Origin of the sequence: Salinicoccus roseus, assembly GCF_003814515.1 — a bacterium.
Taxonomy (GTDB): domain Bacteria; phylum Bacillota; class Bacilli; order Staphylococcales; family Salinicoccaceae; genus Salinicoccus; species Salinicoccus roseus.
The window spans coordinates 1,358,461-1,378,800 of the sequence record NZ_RKQJ01000001.1 but is presented as its reverse complement, the minus strand read 5'-3'; the positions used below and the strand labels follow the sequence as shown (position 1 = coordinate 1,378,800).

23 protein-coding genes are annotated in these 20,340 nt (G+C 50.5%); 16 read left to right on the top strand and 7 right to left on the bottom strand.

Annotated features, from left to right (window positions below):
• Positions 1-118 precede the first annotated feature (118 nt).
• From aldA to EDC33_RS12645, 3 genes are all read left to right on the top strand, one after another.
• On the top strand, positions 119-1,570 hold the full coding sequence (aldA, locus tag EDC33_RS07005; protein WP_124010616.1) for an aldehyde dehydrogenase: 1,452 nt from the start codon (positions 119-121) through the stop codon (positions 1,568-1,570).
• A 179-nt stretch (positions 1,571-1,749) separates the two neighbouring features.
• Positions 1,750-2,349: a class I SAM-dependent methyltransferase gene (locus EDC33_RS07000; RefSeq protein ID WP_170156372.1), complete on the top strand. Its 600-nt coding sequence runs from the start codon at positions 1,750-1,752 to the stop codon at positions 2,347-2,349.
• A 97-nt stretch (positions 2,350-2,446) separates the two neighbouring features.
• The gene (locus EDC33_RS12645) at positions 2,447-2,608 is read left to right on the top strand and encodes a hypothetical protein (protein ID WP_170156371.1); all 162 of its coding nucleotides are present in this window, start codon (positions 2,447-2,449) and stop codon (positions 2,606-2,608) included.
• Between the two features lie 67 nt (positions 2,609-2,675).
• Here the strand turns inward: EDC33_RS12645 and EDC33_RS06995 are convergent, their stop codons facing one another.
• The 3 genes from EDC33_RS06995 to EDC33_RS06985 form a co-directional block, all read right to left on the bottom strand.
• Entirely contained in the window at positions 2,676-3,743 is a 1,068-nt protein-coding gene (locus EDC33_RS06995) for an aldo/keto reductase (protein ID WP_094906789.1), read from the bottom strand.
• A gap of 65 nt (positions 3,744-3,808) precedes the next feature.
• Positions 3,809-4,345, bottom strand: a complete 537-nt coding sequence (locus EDC33_RS06990; protein WP_124010614.1) for a D-glycero-alpha-D-manno-heptose-1,7-bisphosphate 7-phosphatase — start codon at positions 4,343-4,345, stop codon at positions 3,809-3,811.
• Between the two features lie 33 nt (positions 4,346-4,378).
• Positions 4,379-4,813, bottom strand: a complete 435-nt coding sequence (locus EDC33_RS06985) for a DUF1801 domain-containing protein (RefSeq protein ID WP_094906787.1) — start codon at positions 4,811-4,813, stop codon at positions 4,379-4,381.
• 195 nt (positions 4,814-5,008) lie between these two features.
• Here EDC33_RS06985 and EDC33_RS06980 point away from each other — a divergent pair, with 195 nt between their 5' ends.
• The 6 genes from EDC33_RS06980 to EDC33_RS06955 all read left to right on the top strand — a co-directional run bounded on the left by EDC33_RS06980 (position 5,009) and on the right by EDC33_RS06955 (position 10,131).
• Positions 5,009-5,944, top strand: a complete 936-nt coding sequence (locus tag EDC33_RS06980) for a cation diffusion facilitator family transporter (RefSeq protein ID WP_124010613.1) — start codon at positions 5,009-5,011, stop codon at positions 5,942-5,944.
• A gap of 144 nt (positions 5,945-6,088) precedes the next feature.
• Positions 6,089-6,499: a GlcG/HbpS family heme-binding protein gene (locus EDC33_RS06975; protein ID WP_124010612.1), complete on the top strand. Its 411-nt coding sequence runs from the start codon at positions 6,089-6,091 to the stop codon at positions 6,497-6,499.
• Positions 6,500-6,610: 111 nt separating this feature from the next.
• The gene (locus EDC33_RS06970; protein ID WP_124010666.1) at positions 6,611-7,174 is read left to right on the top strand and encodes a DUF4256 domain-containing protein; all 564 of its coding nucleotides are present in this window, start codon (positions 6,611-6,613) and stop codon (positions 7,172-7,174) included.
• Between the two features lie 98 nt (positions 7,175-7,272).
• Positions 7,273-8,295, top strand: a complete 1,023-nt coding sequence (desA, locus tag EDC33_RS06965; RefSeq protein WP_124010611.1) for a Delta(5) desaturase DesA — start codon at positions 7,273-7,275, stop codon at positions 8,293-8,295.
• Positions 8,296-8,407: 112 nt separating this feature from the next.
• On the top strand, positions 8,408-9,529 hold the full coding sequence (locus tag EDC33_RS06960) for a sensor histidine kinase (protein WP_124010610.1): 1,122 nt from the start codon (positions 8,408-8,410) through the stop codon (positions 9,527-9,529).
• A gap of 2 nt (positions 9,530-9,531) precedes the next feature.
• Positions 9,532-10,131 carry a response regulator transcription factor gene (locus EDC33_RS06955; RefSeq protein ID WP_040105201.1) on the top strand — a complete coding sequence of 200 codons (600 nt, stop codon included), beginning with the start codon at positions 9,532-9,534 and terminating at the stop codon, positions 10,129-10,131.
• Between the two features lie 69 nt (positions 10,132-10,200).
• Here the strand turns inward: EDC33_RS06955 and EDC33_RS06950 are convergent, their stop codons facing one another.
• The gene (locus EDC33_RS06950) at positions 10,201-10,686 is read right to left on the bottom strand and encodes a metal-dependent hydrolase (RefSeq protein ID WP_094906782.1); all 486 of its coding nucleotides are present in this window, start codon (positions 10,684-10,686) and stop codon (positions 10,201-10,203) included.
• 219 nt (positions 10,687-10,905) lie between these two features.
• Here EDC33_RS06950 and EDC33_RS06945 point away from each other — a divergent pair, with 219 nt between their 5' ends.
• On the top strand, positions 10,906-11,670 hold the full coding sequence (locus tag EDC33_RS06945) for an SDR family NAD(P)-dependent oxidoreductase (protein WP_124010609.1): 765 nt from the start codon (positions 10,906-10,908) through the stop codon (positions 11,668-11,670).
• A 28-nt stretch (positions 11,671-11,698) separates the two neighbouring features.
• On the top strand, positions 11,699-11,893 hold the full coding sequence (locus EDC33_RS06940) for a YwbE family protein (RefSeq protein ID WP_094906780.1): 195 nt from the start codon (positions 11,699-11,701) through the stop codon (positions 11,891-11,893).
• Positions 11,894-11,934: 41 nt separating this feature from the next.
• Here EDC33_RS06940 and EDC33_RS06935 read toward each other — a convergent pair whose 3' ends face one another.
• A complete protein-coding gene (locus tag EDC33_RS06935; protein WP_124010608.1) occupies positions 11,935-13,410 on the bottom strand; it encodes an MDR family MFS transporter in 1,476 nt (491 codons plus the stop codon).
• A 154-nt stretch (positions 13,411-13,564) separates the two neighbouring features.
• On the opposite strand from EDC33_RS06935, the gene EDC33_RS12870 reads away from it, so the two are divergent.
• From EDC33_RS12870 to EDC33_RS06920, 4 genes are all read left to right on the top strand, one after another.
• Complete coding sequence (locus EDC33_RS12870) at positions 13,565-13,699, top strand: hypothetical protein (RefSeq protein ID WP_282957577.1); 135 nt, start codon at positions 13,565-13,567, stop codon at positions 13,697-13,699.
• A 124-nt stretch (positions 13,700-13,823) separates the two neighbouring features.
• The gene (locus tag EDC33_RS06930; protein ID WP_031547167.1) at positions 13,824-14,462 is read left to right on the top strand and encodes an O-methyltransferase; all 639 of its coding nucleotides are present in this window, start codon (positions 13,824-13,826) and stop codon (positions 14,460-14,462) included.
• A gap of 135 nt (positions 14,463-14,597) precedes the next feature.
• Positions 14,598-15,542 carry a bile acid:sodium symporter family protein gene (locus EDC33_RS06925; RefSeq protein ID WP_124010607.1) on the top strand — a complete coding sequence of 315 codons (945 nt, stop codon included), beginning with the start codon at positions 14,598-14,600 and terminating at the stop codon, positions 15,540-15,542.
• Positions 15,543-15,654: 112 nt separating this feature from the next.
• Positions 15,655-16,641: an acrylyl-CoA reductase family protein gene (locus EDC33_RS06920; RefSeq protein ID WP_124010606.1), complete on the top strand. Its 987-nt coding sequence runs from the start codon at positions 15,655-15,657 to the stop codon at positions 16,639-16,641.
• 45 nt (positions 16,642-16,686) lie between these two features.
• Here EDC33_RS06920 and trhO read toward each other — a convergent pair whose 3' ends face one another.
• On the bottom strand, positions 16,687-17,643 hold the full coding sequence (gene trhO, locus EDC33_RS06915) for an oxygen-dependent tRNA uridine(34) hydroxylase TrhO (RefSeq protein ID WP_124010605.1): 957 nt from the start codon (positions 17,641-17,643) through the stop codon (positions 16,687-16,689).
• Between the two features lie 147 nt (positions 17,644-17,790).
• The gene (ggt, locus tag EDC33_RS06910; protein ID WP_124010604.1) at positions 17,791-19,503 is read right to left on the bottom strand and encodes a gamma-glutamyltransferase; all 1,713 of its coding nucleotides are present in this window, start codon (positions 19,501-19,503) and stop codon (positions 17,791-17,793) included.
• 179 nt (positions 19,504-19,682) lie between these two features.
• Between ggt and queC the strand changes: the two genes are divergently transcribed.
• Positions 19,683-20,336: a 7-cyano-7-deazaguanine synthase QueC gene (queC, locus tag EDC33_RS06905; RefSeq protein WP_094906773.1), complete on the top strand. Its 654-nt coding sequence runs from the start codon at positions 19,683-19,685 to the stop codon at positions 20,334-20,336.
• Positions 20,337-20,340 lie beyond the last annotated feature (4 nt).

Here is a 20,340-nt window from a genome sequence, read left to right as displayed (position 1 = left end):
GTATATAAATGGAGGCTGCCGTCCCGAAAGGGATGGCAGCCTTTTATATTCTCTGGTGTTGTTTCATATTTGCAGCATACGGGAAGAGTGTTCCAACAATACTCTAGGAGGAGATACTGTGAAGGACCATCAAATATATATAAATGGCGAATATACATCCTCGACCGGAGACGAATGGATCGACATCATCAACCCGGCGACCGAGGAAGTGATATCCAGGACACCTAAAGGCACATCAGAAGATGTGGACAGGGCAGTGGAAGCTGCTTCCCAGGCCCAGCCTGCATGGGAGCAGGTGCCGAACATCGAGCGGGGCAGGATTGTACGCAAGATGGGTGAGAAGATCGCCGAAAGAAGAGAGACTTTCATAGATCTGCTCCAGGAAGAGCAGGGGAAGGATTACGAGTTGGCAAGCGGTGAAGTGGATCTGGCGATAGACTATTTCGAATACATGTCCGAATGGGCGAGAAGAATCGAAGGCGATATCGTTCCAAGTGACAGGTCCAATGAGAACATCCTTGTCTACAAGAAGCCGATCGGCGTAGTGGCCGGGATCATCCCGTGGAACTTCCCGGTCTTCATCCTGGCACGGAAAGTGGCCACTGCACTGATGACCGGCTGTACCGTTGTAATAAAGCCGAGTCAGCATACACCGAACACGACGATGGAATTCACCAGAATCGTAGATGAGATGTCAGAGGTTCCTGCAGGCATATATAATGTCGTAACAGGTGCAGGCTCTGAAATCGGCAATGCCCTGGCTTCACACAAGGACGTGCACATGGTGACGATGACAGGCAGCATCACCGCCGGTACAAAAGTGATGGAGGCAGCGGCGCAGAACATTACAAAAGTGAATCTCGAGCTCGGTGGCAAGGCGCCCGCCATAGTGACTGAAAATGCAGACCTCGATCTTGCGGCAGAAGAGATCACGACTTCAAGGCTTGCCAATAATGGGCAAGCCTGCACAAATGCGGAGCGTGTCTATGTCCATGAGAGTGTTGCTGAGGAACTGACCCGTAAGCTCAAGGAGAAGTTTGAAGCGCAGACATTCGGAGATCCACGCAAAGACAAGGAGGCGGATCTCGGCCCCCTCGTCAATCAGGACCGTCTGGAAACAGTGGATGAGATGGTGCAGAATGCAGTTTCATCTGGTGCAAAAGTGGTTACGGGTGGAGAAGCCGCAGATGTCGACGCAGGATTCTTCTATAAACCGACGATCCTCACAGATGTTACACATGAGTCCGACATCATGACGGATGAAATATTCGGGCCGGTGTTGCCGATATCAACGTTCAGCACATTGGATGAGGCCATTGAAAAAGCCAATGATACCGTATATGGACTTTCATCATCAGTTTACACGGAGGACCTGAACGAAGCGATGCGTGTCATCAATGAGATGAAGTTCGGTGAAACTTACGTCAACCGTGAAAACTTCGAGGCTGTTCAGGGATACCATGCAGGAATGCGCCAATCTGGCCTTGGCGGCACAGACGGCAAATACGGAGTAGAGGATTTCCTTGTAACCCAGGTGGTCTATATGCAGTATAAGGAAAACAAAAAATAGAAGAATGATCAATAGATGCAGAGCCCTCCGGTTCTGCATCTTTTCAATACATAAAGCCCATCTTTCAATGCCGCAGTCCAAGATAATCCACTTAGCTCCACAATGGTGTTATAATACACTTAAAGAGGCTATACATAATTGAGTCCTTCAAAAAATCCCAATTGATGAGGAGGGGAGTCATGAAAAACCAGACAATGGTCAAAAAGTTCGATCGGCAGTCAAAAACGTATGACAAGCGGAGGGGCAACGATCCTACCGATAAATACCGGGAGCGCATCATTCCGGAAGCTGAAGGTAAGGTTTTGGAGGTGGGTATTGGTGCCGGAGGGAATTTTCCGTACTACGAAGCTGATATTGAGCTGACAGGTGTCGACTTCAGTCCCAAAATGATTAATGCGGCCCAGGAGGCAGCTTCAGCCTATCCCTTTGAAGCGACACTGTACGAGGCGGATATAGCAGAGCTGGATTTTGATGAAAACAGTTTTGACACTATCGTCTCCACGCTGTCATTCTGTGCCTATGAGCACCCGGATGATGTACTTGGGAATTTTGCAAAATGGTGCAGGCCCGAAGGAACGATATTGATGATGGAACATGGCGAGAGTACAAACCGTCTGCTCGCAGGGGCACTGAATATAGTGGACCCGGTTTCGATGAAGGTGCTCGGATGCCATCAGAACAGGAATATCTCAGACATTGTAAGGCATTCCGATTTGAAGATCGTGAAGGAGGAGAGGCATCTGGCCGGCTGCCTTTATATGCTGTGGGTAAAACCTTGAATATTGGTTGAATCAGGGCAGAGGGTCATCTTCTGCCCTGTTTGAATGTATGAACTTCAGGGAAAGGAGCAAATAGCAGAAAGGGAGAGGAGTCCAAATGAAACGTTTTAGACTTTTGATCGCAGCAGCTATGCTCAGTACATTGATGGCAGCATGTGGAATGAACAATGATTCCAATGAGTTTGATCAGCAGCAGACGATAAATGATACGATGAACCAGCAGAGCCAGGACGGATCTGATGGAAACAGCCAGGAGTAACATCTACATACATGAAACACTCCGGAGGCCAGACGGCCTCCGGAGTGTTCTGTTTGAGTGTCCTCTTCTATTCGAGTCCCATCGATTTCCTATAGCCCTCCAAATAGGAGATTTCTGATGGGGAGCCCTTGTCCATGCTGTTCATCGCCCGGTGCCACAGTGGATAATATGGCTCAGGCCGGGCTGCTGCTTCAATCCTGTCATGCTCTTTCTGGGTCAGGCGGATGTTGTAGGAAGCAATGTTTTCATGAAGCTGCTCTTCATTTCTTGCCGCAATGACCACAGGACCCACATTCGGGCGGTCCTTGACCCATGCAAGGGCGATCTGCGGCACTGTAGCGTTGCGCTCTTCTGCGACTTCCTTGAGTGCATCGATGACATCATACAGACGCTCCTCATCCTTCACCCAGGGCTCTGGCCATCCGCCACCTTGACGGGTACCTGAAGGGGCCTCATTATTGCGGTCGATCTTTCCGTTCAGAAGGCCTTCGCCGAGGGGACTCCATATCATTGAACCGATGCCGAGTTCACTGCCGGCCGGCAGCAGCTCGTATTCCGCTTCCCGCGCTTCAGGTGTATAGTAAATCTGCTGGGTGATGGGCGGGATGAGCCCCTTCTGTTCTGCAATGGTATAAGTTCTGGCCAAGGCCCAGCCGCTGTAGTTCGATACGCCCCAGTACCGGATCTTGCCGGATTTGATGAGATCGTTCATCGTTTCAATCGTCTCTTCAATTGGAGTGCGCCCGTCCCAGAGATGGACGAAGTAGATGTCCAGGTAATCGGTGCCGAGCCGTTCCAGGGTCCGGTCGATCGACGTTTCAATATTGATGCGCGAAGCACCGCCCGCATTTGGGTCCTCCCCTAGGTCGAATCCTGTCTTGGATGTCAGGAGTACCTTCTCCCTCCTGCCTTTGATGGCTTCTCCGAGCACCTTTTCCGCATCTCCTTCTGAATAGAGGTTGGCTGTATCAAACATGTTGATGCCTGCATCGAGGCAGATATCCACATGGCGTCTTGCGGTTTCCGCATCAATGTTTCCGGCCGGTTCAAATCCATTGGTCCCACTGAAAGGAATCGTCCCGAGAATGTACTTGGGCACTTTCAAACCGGAATTTCCGAGATAGATATAATCCATGGTATCCTCCTTAGAACCCTTTTTAAGTTAAATTTCCCCCTGCAGATGAACATAAACATGAGTTGTCACGTCCATCCCCTGTTCACCAGCCAGTTGGAGAATGAAAGGAGATCCGCGAAATGATGATCTGCGCCGACTTTCTTATTTTTCCTGTTGCCGATGAAGACGGTATGCGTGCCTGCATTCCGGCCGGCACTTATATCCGGTTCCCTGTCGCCCACCATGTAACTCTCTCCAAGGGAGATATCATGTGTTTCTGCGAGATTCAGGATCATCCCCGCTTCCGGCTTCCTGCATCCACATCCTTCATGGGGCATGTGCGGACAGTAGGCGATATCATCCACCCTGGCACCCGAGGCCCCGAGAAGATTCAAGAGCCTGTCATGTATTTCCCCGAGCGCATCCTCAGTCATATAGCCAAGGCCGACACCGCCCTGGTTGGTGACGATGAACACTTTCCATCCATCCTCATTGAACTGCCTGATGGCCTGCTCGACACCTTCAAGGAGGTGGAGATCTTCGGGACGGTTCACGAACTTCACCCGGTGATTGAGCACTTCATTGATGACGCCGTCCCGATCCAGAAATACTGCCCTATGCATAAGAGGTCCCCTTTCAATTCATATTCCTGCATACTAAGACTTCCTTGATTCATACAGTTCAATCCACTCATCCGCTGTCATCTTCCCGGCAAGTTCCCCAAGCAGTGCATAGGGAATATTTTGTGGGTTGGAGAAGCGGATACAGCTTTTGCCCATGTTGAGCTTGGTTGCCATATGCTCCGGGTAGGCGTCTGTAAACCATTCGTACAGTTCATCGTCACTGTATATCCCCATATGATAGATGGCGAGGTGCCTTTTTTGGGCGGCGACGCTTATAAAGGGAAGGGCTCCACCATCCACGTGGTAGCCTTCCGGATACGTCTCTTTCGGTACAGCATAAGTCGGCATGCCGTGCTGCATCTCCGTCTGGAATCCTTCAGGGAGGTTTTCTCCGATCGTCCTCCAAACTCCTATAAAAGCATCCTGCCATCTGTCGTCGATCTGCCTGATATACTCTTCAATGTCCATATTGCCACTTCCTTCATTTTAGGATTGGTCATGCTTCCATTTAACCACAAATCCTCATGATTGGATGCAAAAATACTTTGACTGGGTCATGCTGCAGGAACATGGAGGCCTACTACGTGCACCAAGGGTTGCATATTCACTGTGCAAAGACATTCATGCTGATATAATTGAATGTGAAAAGATGCTACAGGGGGGATCGATATGCCGCATGATCATTCGCACGGAGCGAACAGGAGGGTTCTTCTGATCAGCTTCTTCATCATCACCGGTTATATGCTCGTTGAAGCGGTCGGCGGCTGGCTGACGAACAGTCTCGCACTCCTGTCCGACGCGGGGCATATGCTGAGTGACTCGATTTCACTGGGTGTGGCGGTCCTCGCCTTCAGTCTGGGGCGGAAGACAGCCAACTACAGCAAGACTTATGGATACAAGCGGTTTGAAATACTGGCGGCGATCTTCAACGGTGTGACGCTCATACTCATTTCCGCCTACATCTTCTACGAGGCGTTCCAACGCTTCATGGATCCGCCTGAAGTCGCGTCGGGGGGCATGCTGGTGATTGCTACAATGGGACTTGTGGTGAACATCATCGTCGCATGGATATTGATGCGCGGGGGTGATACAGAGGGAAACCTGAACATCAGGGCCGCCTTCCTCCATGTGATGGGAGACTTGCTGGGCTCGATCGGGGCAATCGCCGCTGCCCTCCTGATCATATTCTTCGGCTGGGGGCTGGCCGACCCATTGGCGAGCGTCATCGTTGCTGTCCTGATCATCATCAGCGGCTGGCGGGTGACGAAGGATGCCATCCATGTCCTGATGGAGGGGACGCCGGTTGGTGTAGATGTAGAGCACATCGTAAGTGTCATGCAGGCGGACACTCGGATCATCGATATACACGACCTCCATATGTGGAGCATCACGAGTGGACAGAACGCCATGTCATGCCACGTGACGGTCGATGACACCATGACGATCAAGGAGAGTGGTGAGCTGCTGCATGAACTGGAACGGAGGCTTGGGGATGAGGGTATCGGCCACGTGACCATACAGGTGGAGGGCGAATCCCACCCGCATGATGAAGCATTGATGTGCCATCTTAATGAAAGGATGCATGAAGCACATGATTAAGAACAGCCAAAAAGATGAAGCACTGCTTTATTTGACTGAATTTTCCGATTTGTATATGATGGATATGTTGATATTACAGAAACAACTGCCATATGCGTAACACCACACTCGATTCAAAATCGAAAGTTTGAAAGGGGAAGCGTAATGAGTAGGATCAATCTGGAAAATGCAAAGAAGATAATTGAGGGCGCAGAGCAGAAGGCGTCAGAGATCGGTGTACAGATGGTGATCTCCGTCATCGACGAAGGAGGCAATCTGGTTGCGGTACACCGCATGGATGATGCGTGGCTCGCAAGCATCGATATTGCGCAGAACAAGGCATGGACATCAGTGGCCCTGAAGATGCCGACATCCAATCTGGAAGAGGCGACGGTGCCGAATGCAGAGCTATTCGGCCTGAACACGACGAATCAGGGACGCATCGTCGTCTTTGGTGGTGGCATCCCGCTTGAAGCGGATGGCAAGGTTGTGGGAGCCATCGGTGTCAGCGGCAGCAGTGTACCGGATGATGTGAAGGTGGCCGAAGCGGGTGTCGAAGCATTCAAGGCGCTATAGTTGAACCTGCTATAATTTTATGAGTATTGGAAGACCTCCCTCAGGAAAGGAACATCTGAAGGGAGGTCTTTTGTCCCCTGCAACCGATGAAGGGGCATATTGATGGGAGGGATGGATATGACAGATGTAAGGAAGTTGACGAATGAGGAAAGCCGGCATTTGCTCAGTGTATTGAAAGTGCGCTTTGAATCGCATATGTACCGTCATGAGGATATGGAGTGGAGAGATGTTGAAGCACGTCTCGACAGCCATCCCGAAAAGCTGTGGTCCCTGGGCGAAATGGAACGGACCGGTGGGGAACCGGATGTGGCAGCTGAGGCGGATGGAGCAATAATATTCTATGATTTTTCAGCTGAAAGCCCGGAAGGGCGGCGTAAGGTCTGTTATGACGATGAGGCACTCCAGGCAAGAAAGAAGAACAAGCCTGAAAACAGTGCAGTCGGCATGGCGGAGGAGATGGGGGTGGAACTCCTTGACGAGGCGGATTACCGGCAACTCCAGACCATTGAAGTGGTCGATCGGAAGACATCAAGCTGGATCCGGACACCGGCCGACATCAGGAAGCTGGGAGGCGCCCTGTTTGGGGATCACCGATATGGCGCGATGTTCATCTATCATAACGGTGCGGAATCCTATTACAGTGCCAGGGGGTTCCGGGCCATGCTCCTTATATGACAAATGTCATGTATTATTGCTGACACCTGCCTCTACACCCGCTTGTTGGCATAGCTTAAAATAAAACCAATAAGATTACAGGAAAGAGGTTGGCCCACATGTCAAAACAGAAACAGGCACAGCTGAGGAAAGACGTCATGCCGTTCGCCAAGTCACAGACGAAGACAAGCATCATACAGCTTTTCAACACGGTTCTTCCATTTTTTGCGTTATGGTTCCTGGCGTACCAGTCACTGAGCATTTCATTCTGGCTCAGTCTGCTGTTCAGCATCGGAGCTGCCGGCTTCATGATCCGGACGTTCATCATCTTCCACGACTGTGCCCACCAGTCATTCTTCAAGAGCAAGAAGTGGAACACGATATTCGGCACCATCACCGGCGTCATCACCCACTTTGCGTATGAAAAATGGAAGCGGGAACACTCGATCCACCACGCAACAAGCGGCAACCTGGACAAGCGGGGCATCGGTGACATCTGGGTCATGACGGTCGAAGAATACGAAGAAGCAGGAAAATGGGAGAGGCTGAAATATCGCCTCTACCGTAATCCGCTCATCATGTTCGGCCTTGGACCATTGTCACTGTTCCTGCTGGACAACCGTTTCAACCGCAAAGGCGCCAAGAAGAAGGAACGCATGAACACCTATCTGATCAATGGGCTACTTGTGGCAATCTACTGTCTGATCGGTTTCACGCTTGGCTGGCATGTACTGCTGCTCGTACAGCTTCCGATCATCTACGTTGCAGGCATGCTCGGCATCTGGCTCTTCTATGTCCAGCACCAGTTCGAAGACTCCTATTTTGAAAATGAATCCGAATGGGATTACGTAAAAGCGGCAGTGGACGGCAGCTCCTACTACAAGCTGCCCCGCTGGCTCGAATGGATGACAGGCAGCATCGGCTATCACCATGTGCACCATCTGGCGCCAAGAGTGCCCAACTATTCACTGGAAAAAGCACATGAGAGTACGCCGCCGCTCCATCAGGCGACGACCATCACCCTGAAGTCGAGCCTTGAATCCATCCGCTTCCGTCTGTATGACGAGAAGAAGAAGACATTCGTGACCTTCCGTGAGATGAAGGCGCAATTGAATGAAAAGCATCAGCCAAGTACAGACTAGATGATATCCCCCTGATCAGTCAGGGGGATTTATTTTTATACATTTTTGGTGGGCCCATCGTTCCATAAAACTGTTACACTGGAACAAATAAGGTGAAGGGAGGCGGTCATCCATGCGCGACTGGTATCATATATTTCCTAAAAATACAGGACTCAGTCTGTACATATGGATCATATTCTGCATCCTGCCGTTCTATTTCATATTCCGTTCCAATGATTCATGGGAGATCTTCTCGGGTGTTGCTTTGACTGTGCTCTTCTTCACCATATACTGGCTGACGTTCAATACGCGTGGCCCCCTGATCTACATAGGTCTGAGCATTGAATTCTGCATCAATATTGCGATGACCATATTCTACGGCTATGTCTATTTTGCGCTTTTCACAGCATTCTATGTCGGCAACATAAGGAATAGGGCCGGTTTCATCTCTATGTACGTCATTCATCTGGTGACGACGGTCGGTGCAATCACTTTCGGCTTCTTCTACAATTATACGCTGCTGCTCAGCCATCTGCCTTTCCTCATCATGACCGTCCTAGGCGTCATCCTGCTTCCGATCAGCCAGTACAACCGCCTGAAGCAGGAGGAACTGGAAATGCAGCTTGAAGATGCTAACATGAGGATTGCAGAACTTGCGATAGTGGAAGAACGCCACAGGATCGCCCGTGATCTGCATGATACGCTCGGTCAGAAGCTGTCGATGATCGGTCTTAAGAGTGAATTGTCAAAGAAGCTGATAGACAAGGATCCCAATGCTGCAAAGCGCGAGCTCGCAGACATACAGTCGACATCGAGACAGGCACTGAAGGAAGTACGGGAAATGATCAGTGATATGAAGAGTGTCGATCTGGAGGGTGAAGTGGAGCACGTGAAAAAGCTGATGGATGCTGCCCAGATACGGTATGATATAACTGTCGAAGGAAGCTTCAACAATATACCCGTGCTTGTTGAAAATGTGCTGAGCATGTGTCTGAAGGAAGCGGTCACCAATGTGGTGAAGCACAGCCAGGCGCATCTGTGCGTGATCGAGCTGATCGAGACGGATCAGGATATACTCCTTAAGGTCATGGATAATGGAGAGGGCAGGGAAATCTTCCAGTCGGGCCATGGCATCCACGGGATGCGTGAACGCCTCTCCTTCGTGAATGGAGAGATGCAGATCGTCAACAACAACGGTGGTTTTGAAATCAATATCGCGGTGCCGAAAGTATTGAAAGAGATTGAGGAGGGATGAATATGATCCGCATTGTACTGGCTGAAGACCAGAACCTGCTGAGGGGTGCGCTCGGTGCGCTGTTGGATCTTGAAGAAGATATGACTGTTGTCGGACAAGCGGAGAATGGAGCAGAAGCTCTGGACCTTGTTGCCGCGGAGTCTCCGGACGTGTGCCTCATGGATATCGAGATGCCGGTGATGACCGGGCTGGAGGCGGCAGAACGCCTGAAGGGCGGCTCATGCAAAGTCATTATGCTGACGACCTTCGCACGCCCCGGGTATTTCGAACGGGCGAAGCAGGCGCAGGTGAGCGGCTATCTGCTGAAGGACAGCTCCAGTGAAACGCTCGCACAGTCGATCAGACACATCATCGGAGGGAGGCGCATCTATTCGCCAGAACTGATTGACGTGGCTTTCGAAGCTGCGAATCCCCTTACCCCGCGGGAGATGGAAATCATCCAGCTGCTGGAGGCGGGCAGAACGACGAAGGCCATTGCGAAGGAGCTGCACCTGTCGAACGGGACCGTCAGAAACTATATATCCATCATCCTGGATAAGCTGTATGTCGACAACCGGATCGAAGCCATCTCGAAGGCGAGGGAGAAGGGGTGGCTGAAGTAGTGTTGCTTGGCTTCCACAAAATGAAGATGCGCACCGCATCACTGGGATGAGGCGCGCATATGTTTTTGACTACCAGAACCTGAACCAACCGAGCGTTTCGTATCCAAAGTAGAAGGATAGAAGCGCAAGAATGCTGAAAATCAGGTTCTCCACCTTGCTTCCGGTCCTGATGGTGAGGGGGAAGCGGACGGTGAGGTCGAGCGGAAAGAAGAGCTTGATGCCGCTTCTTGTCGCCATATCCAGTATGTAATGGCTGACCATACCCGTCAGTAATCCATATTTCAGTATATCGTTTGGAAAGAACCGGTCGATGAGGAACGAAACGATTACCAGAAACAGGAGGCTGTGGGTAAATGTGCGGTGGCCGAACAGAAGATTGATGATGCGTGATAATATGGGGAATCTTCTTCCAATCCTGCTTCCACTATGGCAAATATCGGGCAGAAGTGCACCGACGATGCCGGCCCCTACCATGATCAGTGGATTTTCATTCGCTGCGTGGGCAACCGCAAGACTTGCTGTGATGCCGCCCATTATATGTGTTTTTCCAGTCATGATGTCGCCTCCTTAATTTTGCCTGAAGTATCATTATAATATATTATATGCATTTTTACTGTATTTTTTGAATGTGCTGTAGAATATATGCAGCTCAGGGAAGTCGAGGATTACATCCGATGAGAAAGGGAATGTAGAAACAAAGGAAAATGCTGGGTGGTGATGGCGTTCTGCCCTACATGAACGGATGTAGGCCCCGGTATACCAGGAGGGATAAGTATGGGAAGACTTAACGGCAAAGTGGCGGTGATCACTGGTGCAGGCAGCGGCCAGGGAGCGATGGAAGCGGAGCTTTTCGCCCGGGAGGGCGCGAAGGTTGTAGCGACGGATATGAACGATGAACATCTCGGTGAACTGCTCGAAAGGCTCGGGGAACAGTATCCTGATGCGGTAATCGGCCTGCGGCAGGATGTGTCTAAGGAAGCGGACTGGCAGCATATCGTGGAGGAGGCTGTCGGCACATTCGGCAAAGTCGATATACTCATCAATAACGCGGGCATTACAGGCATTACAGAATTTACACTGAACAAGTTGACGATTGAGGAATGGGATAAGGTCATGAATGTCAATGCACTCGGGAACTTCCTCGGCATGAAGCATGTGATTCCCGAGATGAAAAGGAATGGCCAGGGTTCCATTGTGAACATTTCCTCCCTGACCGGCATCAGCGGTCTTGGGGGACTCACTGCCTACTCTGCCTCGAAAGGGGCAATCCGCACCATGACGAAGGGTGCGGCAAGAGATTTCGGTGGGGACCATATACGGGTGAATTCCATACACCCAGGCTATATCGAGACACCATCTACGGAGTATCTGACTTCGAATGCGGATATACGGGATGCACTGATTGCTGCTGTGCCGCTCAAATATTTGGGCCAATCGGAAGATGTAGCATATGCAGCGCTGTTTTTGGCATCGGATGAAGCCAGGTTCATCACCGGGGAAGAGCTGATCATCGATGGTGGTCAGACGATTAAGGAATAATAGCATATCAATCATTAAGGAGAATATCATGGACGGAACAAAAAGGGAAAATATCAAACCAGGCGTCAAAGTGAAAGTGGTACAGAAGCATCATCAGCGGTCGGGGGAACTGACCGAAGGGACGGTGGCGAGACTGCTGACCAACTCGGCGACACACCCCCACGGAATCAAAGTGAAGCTCGAAGATGGCACTGTCGGCAGAGTAAAGGAAATATTGGGATGAATGAAAAATAACGCCCCACCGAAATTGGTGGGGCGTTATTTCTATTCAACTTTCGTGTCTGCAATGTCATCGGGACGCGCACGATACACGCGCAGTGCCATCACTACCGCAACGATGGAAAAGATGAAGGCGGTGAAATAGACGAGTTCCACACCAGCCACCATGGCCAAGTCGATCGTTGCCGGATCGTCCGGGGTCTCTGCATCTGAGAGGTAGTTTGCCTGTCTGGCATTGAGGATGCTGATGAAGACCGAAACGCCTATGGCTCCGGCCATTGGCTGCAAGGTCGATATGACGGCGGTACCGTGCGGATAGAGCCGCTTAGGCAGCTGGTTGAGCCCATTGGTCTGGGCAGGCATCATGATTGCCGAAACGGAGATCATGAGCAGCAGGAAGCCGATGACGATCATCCACACCGAACTGCCGGTGTCCAGGCGGCTCATCATGAACATGGTGCCGCTCAGCACAAGTGTTGCAGGAATCATCATCGGCCTTGGGCCAACCTTATCGAACAGCTGACCCATGAAAGGGGAGAGCGCACCGTTCAGCAGACTGCCGGGAAGCAGAAGAATACCTGCAGTGGCGGCACTCAGTGCCAAGGGCCCCTGCATATAGATCGGCAGTATGATCTCCGAGGCGAACATGGCCATGATGATGATCACGAACATGATGACGGCATGGCGGTACATCGGATACTTGAACACCCTGAAATCCATGATGGGCTCATCCAGATGGAGCTGCCGGTAGGCAAACAGAAAGATGCCGCTGATTCCCAGCAGAAGGGAAACGAGCACCACTGGACTCAGGAACCCGGCTTCGCTCTCACCGACCGAACTGAACCCATATATGGTCGCTCCAAAACCGACGGTGGAGAACAAGATGGACAGGATGTCGATTTTCGGCCGTGTCACTTCCGATACATTGACCAGGAAGAAATAGGCGAATACTATGGAAAATAATGAGAACGGAATGACGGTGATGAAGAGGAAACGCCATCCGAGGTATTCTACTATGATGCCTGAAAGTGTCGGGCCGATGGCTGGAGCGAACATGATGACGAGGCCGACGATTCCCATGATTCTGCCACGTTTATGGGGCGGGTACATGAGCAGGAACACATTGAACATGATCGGCATCAGCATGCCGGTGCCCACTGCCTGTATCAGGCGGCCGGTCAGCAGGATGCCGAATGTCGGGGCGGAGGCGGCAATGGCTGTACCGAGAGTGAATATGATCATCGTCCCCAGGAAAAGCTGACGGGTGGTGAACCATTGGATCAGTAGGGCCGAGACGGGAATGACGATGCCCATGACGAGCATGAAGCCTGTAGCCATCCACTGCACGGTCGGCAAGGTGATGTCGAATTGATCCATTAATGTCGTAAGCGCAATATTGAGGAGCGTTTCATTCAAAATTGCAAAAAATGCCCCGATGATGAGCGACAGCATGATCGGGAGGGTTTTGATATCGGGGTTTTCCGATAGATATTCATATTGTCTGGCACTGTCTTTTTCCATATATAGATCTCCTGTATGTATTGGATTTGAATGTTTGGTGCATAAGTGCATCTGAATATATTATTATGGATGAAGCGATTATACAAGAATTAAGTCTTGAAGATTTCCAGAAAAAGGAGCGGAGCATATGAGATGTGGCACGGAATGCTTCATTGTGACATTCGAAAAAGATGGTGCGCTGTATACGAAGGAGGCAAAGGCGCGTTCCCATATAGAAGCGCGCAGGATGGTCAGCAGCAAATATGGATCCGACAGCCGGGTCAAAAAAATAGTGAAAAAATACAAATGAGCATTTGCAATTCATACGCCTTTAGTGTAGTATGCAAAACTATAGTATATTTCTTAAATATTCGGAAAATATTGAAATGTACTATAAATAAGTGTATACAAAATACGGAGGCGAACTATTTAACATGTCCAAACTTTGGAATGATGTGGACGCGTACTTTACTTCCCAGCTGAATGCTGATGATGAGGTAATTACGGGAATTCTCGAAAACGAAGAAGAAAGAACCGAAGCGACGAGTGGTCAAGGAAAGTTTCTTCAGTTATTGGCGAGAATCAAAGGTGCAAAAACGGTGTTGGAAATAGGCACATTGAGTGGCTACAGTACATTATGGCTGGGTAAGGCACTGCCGGAAGATGGCAGGATGGCCACCATCGAGTCCAACCCTGAATATGCAAAAACAGCGTTCGAGCACATTATGGCTGCTGAACTGGATGACAAGGTTGAAGTCATCGAGGCGCCGGCGGAAAATACATTGCCGAAATTGCTTGAGAGAGGATATCCACGCTTTGATTTCATCTATATCAATGCAAATCAGCAGCATTATCCGGACTACCTTGAAGCGGCAATCAACATGGCCAAGAGCGGCTCGGTCATCGTAACGGAACGTAAGATCATGGAATCGTTTGAAGAAGAAGAGGCGAAATGCCCTAAAATGCAGCGTTTCCTGCAGATACTTACAGAGCATCCCCGTGTAGATGCAACGGCAGTTCAGACGGTAGGCAGCAGAGGACATGACGGGTTCGTCATGGCAGTATTGGATTAACCGAAGAGTATACAAATTAAAAAGCTCAGTATCAACCTACTAAAGTGGATTGATACTGAGCTTTTTATTGGCATACCTTACCGGCGCATGGCCGTTATGGTAGAGTATATATAAAATTGAAAAGAAGGGGATACGGTGCTGACGCGTTTCAATGCTTTCATTCAAAAATGGATTGCGCTCCTCACACCACTCAGTCTGATCATCGGTGTGCTGCTTGGTGAAATGGGGACGCACTTCCTCTTCCTGATTCCCTGGTTCTTTGCCTTCATGACCTTCACAGGGGCACTTGGCATGGATTTCAAGGATTTCAGGATGGTCGTCAAATATCCGGGGACGATACTGCTGAGCATACTGTTCCTGCATATCCTGATGCCGGTGTGGGGCTATGTGCTGGCGACGGTCCTGCTGGATGATGCGCTTCTGACCATCGGTTTCACACTGGCGGTGGCAGTGCCCACCGGTGTGACTTCAATCATATGGGTGACGATCACCCGGGGCAATCTGCCGCTTGCGCTCTCCATCGTCCTCCTCGATACGCTGCTCGCCCCGCTGATACTGCCGCTCATACTTGTAGCAGTTGCAGGCACAGCCGTTACCATCGATTCCGGGGCCCTGATCATGGGATTGCTGTGGATGATCGTATTGCCGACCCTGGCCGGCATCCTGATGAACGAAGTGACACAAGGCAGGGTGAAGGACACATTGGGAAGGCGGCTGGCGCCTTTTTCGAAAATCAGCCTGCTGCTCATCATCATGATCAACGGAAGTGTCATCGCACCATACCTGCAGAACTTTTCCTGGGAAATCATCGGCATACTGCTCCTTGTCCTGTTCATTACTTTATCTGCATATGCCTTTGCACTGGTTACCGGACACTATCTGCTCGAGGAGCCGTCCATCGTTACGACCTTCACCTATAATGTGGGAATGAGGAACATTTCGGTAGGGGTGGTCATCGCGACTGCCTATTTCCCGCCAAAAGTTGCGATGCCCGTCGTCTTCTGCATGCTGTTCCAGCAGCTCATTGCCTCCTTCGCAAGCAGGGGAATGATACGCTATCAGACATACAGAAATGGTTGAAGCCACCCCTCTTTGAAGTGTGGCTTCTACTTTTACGGACTGCACACATAAATTTTCCATAAATGGGTATAGTGAAATATTGAAGATTCATCATTTTATGAGGAGGCTACATATGGAACGATTCAAGGCATTGGTCATAGACAAGGCGGATGAGGGTACAACGATGGATATCAAGGAGATCGGCATGGAGGATCTGTCTGAAGGGGAAGTGACGATCAAAGTTGCATATTCAAGTGTGAACTATAAGGATGGCATGGTCGCAGTGACGGGCAGCATTGCCGAGACGTTCCCGCTTGTACCGGGAATCGACCTTGCAGGTACGGTGATTTCATCTGAAGATGAACGTTTTCAGGAAGGGGACGAAGTGATCGCCACCAGCTACTATATCGGTACGCGGCACAGCGGCGGTTTCAGTGAAGTCGCCAGGATTCCTGCGGAATGGGTCGTCCCCCTGCCTGAAGGACTGACGCTCAAGGAATCGATGGAACTCGGCACCGCAGGTTTCACGGCCGCACTGTGTGTAAAGAGGCTTGAGGAGAATGGACTTGAGCCCGGGAGTGGAAAGGTGCTCGTCGACGGCGCAAGCGGCGGGGTCGGCAGTCTTGCCATCAATATGCTCGCGGATAAGGGATATGAGGTCGTGGCAAGCACAGGTCGGACAGAAGAGGCTGAATATCTGAAATCCCTCGGGGCAGCCAAAGTCATCCACCGGGATGAAGTGACCGACACCGACGGGAAGTCCACCCGGAAGCGGCAATGGCAGGCAGCCATCGACCCGGTTGGCGGCAAGACACTGCAGTATATATTGAGCAGCCTCGATTATGGTGGTTCAGTCGCCACGTGCGGACTCGCTGGCGGCATAGAAGTGGAGACCACCGTCCTTCCATTCATTTCCCGGGCAATAAACTGGCTCGGGATCGATTCCGTCAAATATCCGATGGAGCCGAGAAAAAAGGTCTGGGAGAGCCTCGCTGGCGAACTGAAACCTTCTGCCCTGGAAACGCATATCTCCCATGAAGTATCACTCGAGGAGCTCCCGGGTACTTTGCGGGATATCCTTAAAGGGCGGGTCCGTGGCCGCGTCATCGTCAAATTCTGATGAAAAGACCCCTCATCCAACATAGATTGGATGAGGGGTCCTCTTTTATTTAGCGTATGCTTCTTCTTCGAGCACTTTTATCTGTGCATCCACTTCTTCTGCCGACAGATCATTTTCAATGACATATCTGTTTCTGGGGTGCTTTGTACATTCCAGCGAGCAGCCGCCAAGGTGCTTCGCTTCATTTTCTTCCGAAGCGAGGATCTGGTCGTTGCATTCCGGATTTGCACAGTTGATGTAGCGTTCGCATGGTGTGCCGTTGAAATGATCTCTGCCGACGACATTGTGTTCCACCTGATTTACGGGTACGGTCAACCTTTCATCGAAGACATACATCATGCCATCCCAGTTCTGCCCTTTGACTTCAGGGTCTTTGCCGTATGTTGCGATGCCGCCATGGAGCTGTCCGACATCTTCAAATCCTTCACGCTTGAGCCAGCCTGAAAACTTCTCGCAGCGTATGCCGCCGGTGCAGTATGTCAGGATGCGTTTGCCTTCGAGCATATCGCGGTTCTCCCTCACCCATTCCGGAAGTTCCCGGAATGTCTCCACATCCGGACGGATGGCGCCACGGAAATGGCCGACATCATACTCATAAGTGTTCCTTGCATCGAGGACAATCGTATTTTCGTCTTGCATCTGCGCATAGAAATCCTTTGGTTCGAGGTATTCACCCGTCATTTCACGGGGATTGATGTCATCCTCAAGGCTGAGGTTGACGAGCTCAGGACGGGGACGTACATGCATCTTCTTGAAGGTGTGGCCTTCAGACGGATCGATCTTGAACACGATGCCATCGAAAAGTGGATGATTCTTCATGTATTCCATATACTTTTCGGTATCTTCCACGGTGCCGGATACGGTGCCGTTTATACCTTCGTTCGCGACCAGGATGCGCCCTTTGAGGTTCATGCTTTTGCACAGCTCAAGGTGCTCCGATGAGAATCCCTCGGGATCTTCAATGTCTGTGTAGTAGTAATAGAGTAAAACTTGATATTTCATTGTCTTTTCCACCTATCAATTATATTTGCAGGATATACCTGATAGTTGCATGGAATAAAAGTCCTTTCATGCAATTGTTTATTATATCAATTAAACAATGCATTTGAAAGGACTTTTTACACCTGTCAATAATTATTCAATTCATTGCTACAGGCCTTCTGCACCGCCCGGGCGCGGCGAGTCGGCTGCACCATAGAGCTTATGGCCGTTCGTCTGGTCGATCATGATCGCCTGTACATCGCCGAGGCGGGTGTCCGCAGTCTGCTCCCTGAACGACTGGTCGAAAGAGTAGCCGAGCTTCTTGAGTGATTCAAGAACCTCTTTTTCGAGGCCGTCCTCCCACTGTGTTTCGAGGTCACGGGTCACATAGATCCTCGGATCCCTGATCGCTTCATCGAGCGACATGTTGTAGTCTATGATGTTGATGATCGTCTGGGCGACGGAGGCGACGATGGTCTGCGCGCCAGGGGAGCCGAGTGTGAAGAACGGCTTCCCTTCGTGGAACAGTATCGTTGGACATTTGGAGCTTGTCGGATACTTATGGCCGTTCGGTTCATTGACCTGTCCCGGCTCAGCTTCGAAGTCTGTAAGGTCGTTGTTCATGATGAACCCGTAGCCGGGCACCATGATGCCTGAGCCATAGATCCGTTCTATGGAAGATGTGCAGGAAGCGACATTGCCCCATTGGTCCACTGCAGTGAAATGGGTCGTCTCCATGCCTTCGTTGCCTGCATATCTGTCGGTTTCAATCGTACCGTCCCTGCCTGGCTGATATTTCCAAGGGTCTCCCGCTTCATAAGTTCTGGCGTTGTTTTCTTCGGAGATCAGCTGAATGCGTTCTGTTATATACTCCTCATCCATCAGGCCATCCATCGGGAGTTCGTGGAAGTCTGCATCACCGATATGCGTATTCTTATCCGCGAGTGCAAGCTGCATCGTCTGTGCAAGCAGATGGTATTTTTCAACGGAATGCGGATCATATTGTGAAATGTCGAGATTTTCAAGTATTTTCAACTGCTGGGCCACTGCGATGCCGCCGCCGCTTGGTGGCGCAGGTGTCGCAATGTCGTAACCTCTGTAGCGGCTCCATAATGGTTCTTCAATTTTGACATGGTAGTTGATGAGATCCTGGTGGGTCATGACTCCGCCCTGGTCTTGGACGGCTTCTACGATGGCATCTGCAATCTCCCCTTCATATACGGAATCGAAACCTTCGTCCCTGATGATCTTCAAAGTTTTCGCAAGTTCAGGCTGGACGATGGTGTCGCCTTCCCTGAGCGGCTTGCCATCCGGCATGAATTTCTTGCGTGCCTCTTCCCCGAGGCGATGATCGAAAAGGTGGAGTGTACGTTCCCATAAAGAGTTCACACGGAAATCAGATTCGGCAAGTTCGATTGCAGGCGCAATCAATGTTTCAAGGGGCAGGGTGGCATAATTTTCATGCAGATGCTTGAGCCCCTTCATTATGCCCGGCACACCAACCGAACTGCCATGGGTAGAACGTTTGTCGAATGGAATCACTTCGCCGTTGTCATATACGAAACATTCCGGTTCCAGTTCCGCCGGCGCCCGCGAATGTGCGTTGATGACTTTGGTTTCATTCTTCTCCTCTTCGTGGCACACGATGAAACCGCCTGCGCCGATGCCGGTATTCATACCTTCAACAACTGCCAGTGAGAGCTGCACTGCAATGAGTGCATCGAATGCATTGCCGCCCTGATCAAGCATCTGGTTGCCGGCATGGGTGGCCTCCTTGATGGCACTTGCGACCATCCCGTACTTGCCGGTGTCGCCTTTTATCTGATTGCCTGTATCATAATATTTTTCCTGCGCTTTAAAAATCTCTTCCAGGTTTGCCATTATCAATCTCTCCTGTTCTTCTTTAAATCGAGATATAGTTTCATAGCCTAAAAAGTATAATGATAAACACAACTTTCAGCCTGAAGGATGAGGAATAAAAGGTTTGGAGAGTGGAAATTCACCTTAAAAATTGGTAAAATCATATAATTGGATATCGAATGATGAGAGGTAGATGAAGAATGGACAGAAACAAAGCGCTCGTCGTTTTCTCCGGCGGACAGGACAGTACGACATGCATGTTCCATGCTCTGGCAAATTACAGAACTGTGGAACTGGTGACATTTGATTACGGACAGCGCCACAGCAAAGAGATTGAAGTGGCAAAAAGCATTGCCGAGGAACAGGGGCTCAAGCATCATGTGCTTGATATGTCGCTGCTTGGGCAGCTGAGCCCGAATGCACTGACCGAGCATGGCATGGACATCACCCAGTCGGAGGATGAGGGCGTGCCCAACACATTCGTACCAGCGCGAAACATGCTCTTCCTGTCCTTCGCCACCGCCCTCGGCTACCAGACAGGAGCCGGTACGATCATTACAGGTGTGTGCGAGACGGACTTCAGCGGCTATCCGGACTGCCGGGATATTTTCGTCAAATCGATGAATGTCACTGCCAATCTTGCGATGGACCGGAACTTTGTCATCGAAACACCTCTGATGTGGCTCGACAAGAAACAGACATGGGCACTGGCCGATGAATATGGACAGCTCGACTATATAAGGAACAGAACTTTGACGTGCTATGAGGGCGTCATTGGAGACGGGTGTGGCGAATGCCCGGCATGCAGGCTGAGGAACGATGGACTGCAGGCATATCTGAATGAAAAGGAGTGACAAT

Coding starts and splice junctions, on each gene's coding strand:
- EDC33_RS12645 (WP_170156371.1), top strand. CDS start 2,447: ATGAAACGTTTTAGACTTTTGATCGCAGCAGCTATGCTCAGTACATTG.
- EDC33_RS06985 (WP_094906787.1), bottom strand. CDS start 4,813: ATGGACATTGAAGAGTATATCAGGCAGATCGACGACAGATGGCAGGAT.
- EDC33_RS06920 (WP_124010606.1), top strand. CDS start 15,655: ATGGAACGATTCAAGGCATTGGTCATAGACAAGGCGGATGAGGGTACA.
- EDC33_RS06935 (WP_124010608.1), bottom strand. CDS start 13,410: ATGGAAAAAGACAGTGCCAGACAATATGAATATCTATCGGAAAACCCC.
- EDC33_RS07000 (WP_170156372.1), top strand. CDS start 1,750: ATGAAAAACCAGACAATGGTCAAAAAGTTCGATCGGCAGTCAAAAACG.
- EDC33_RS06960 (WP_124010610.1), top strand. CDS start 8,408: ATGCGCGACTGGTATCATATATTTCCTAAAAATACAGGACTCAGTCTG.
- desA (WP_124010611.1), top strand. CDS start 7,273: ATGTCAAAACAGAAACAGGCACAGCTGAGGAAAGACGTCATGCCGTTC.
- EDC33_RS06955 (WP_040105201.1), top strand. CDS start 9,532: ATGATCCGCATTGTACTGGCTGAAGACCAGAACCTGCTGAGGGGTGCG.
- EDC33_RS06940 (WP_094906780.1), top strand. CDS start 11,699: ATGGACGGAACAAAAAGGGAAAATATCAAACCAGGCGTCAAAGTGAAA.
- EDC33_RS06945 (WP_124010609.1), top strand. CDS start 10,906: ATGGGAAGACTTAACGGCAAAGTGGCGGTGATCACTGGTGCAGGCAGC.
- queC (WP_094906773.1), top strand. CDS start 19,683: ATGGACAGAAACAAAGCGCTCGTCGTTTTCTCCGGCGGACAGGACAGT.
- ggt (WP_124010604.1), bottom strand. CDS start 19,503: ATGGCAAACCTGGAAGAGATTTTTAAAGCGCAGGAAAAATATTATGAT.
- EDC33_RS06975 (WP_124010612.1), top strand. CDS start 6,089: ATGAGTAGGATCAATCTGGAAAATGCAAAGAAGATAATTGAGGGCGCA.
- trhO (WP_124010605.1), bottom strand. CDS start 17,643: ATGAAATATCAAGTTTTACTCTATTACTACTACACAGACATTGAAGAT.
- EDC33_RS06970 (WP_124010666.1), top strand. CDS start 6,611: ATGGATATGACAGATGTAAGGAAGTTGACGAATGAGGAAAGCCGGCAT.
- EDC33_RS06950 (WP_094906782.1), bottom strand. CDS start 10,686: ATGACTGGAAAAACACATATAATGGGCGGCATCACAGCAAGTCTTGCG.
- EDC33_RS06930 (WP_031547167.1), top strand. CDS start 13,824: ATGTCCAAACTTTGGAATGATGTGGACGCGTACTTTACTTCCCAGCTG.
- EDC33_RS06990 (WP_124010614.1), bottom strand. CDS start 4,345: ATGCATAGGGCAGTATTTCTGGATCGGGACGGCGTCATCAATGAAGTG.
- EDC33_RS06995 (WP_094906789.1), bottom strand. CDS start 3,743: ATGGATTATATCTATCTCGGAAATTCCGGTTTGAAAGTGCCCAAGTAC.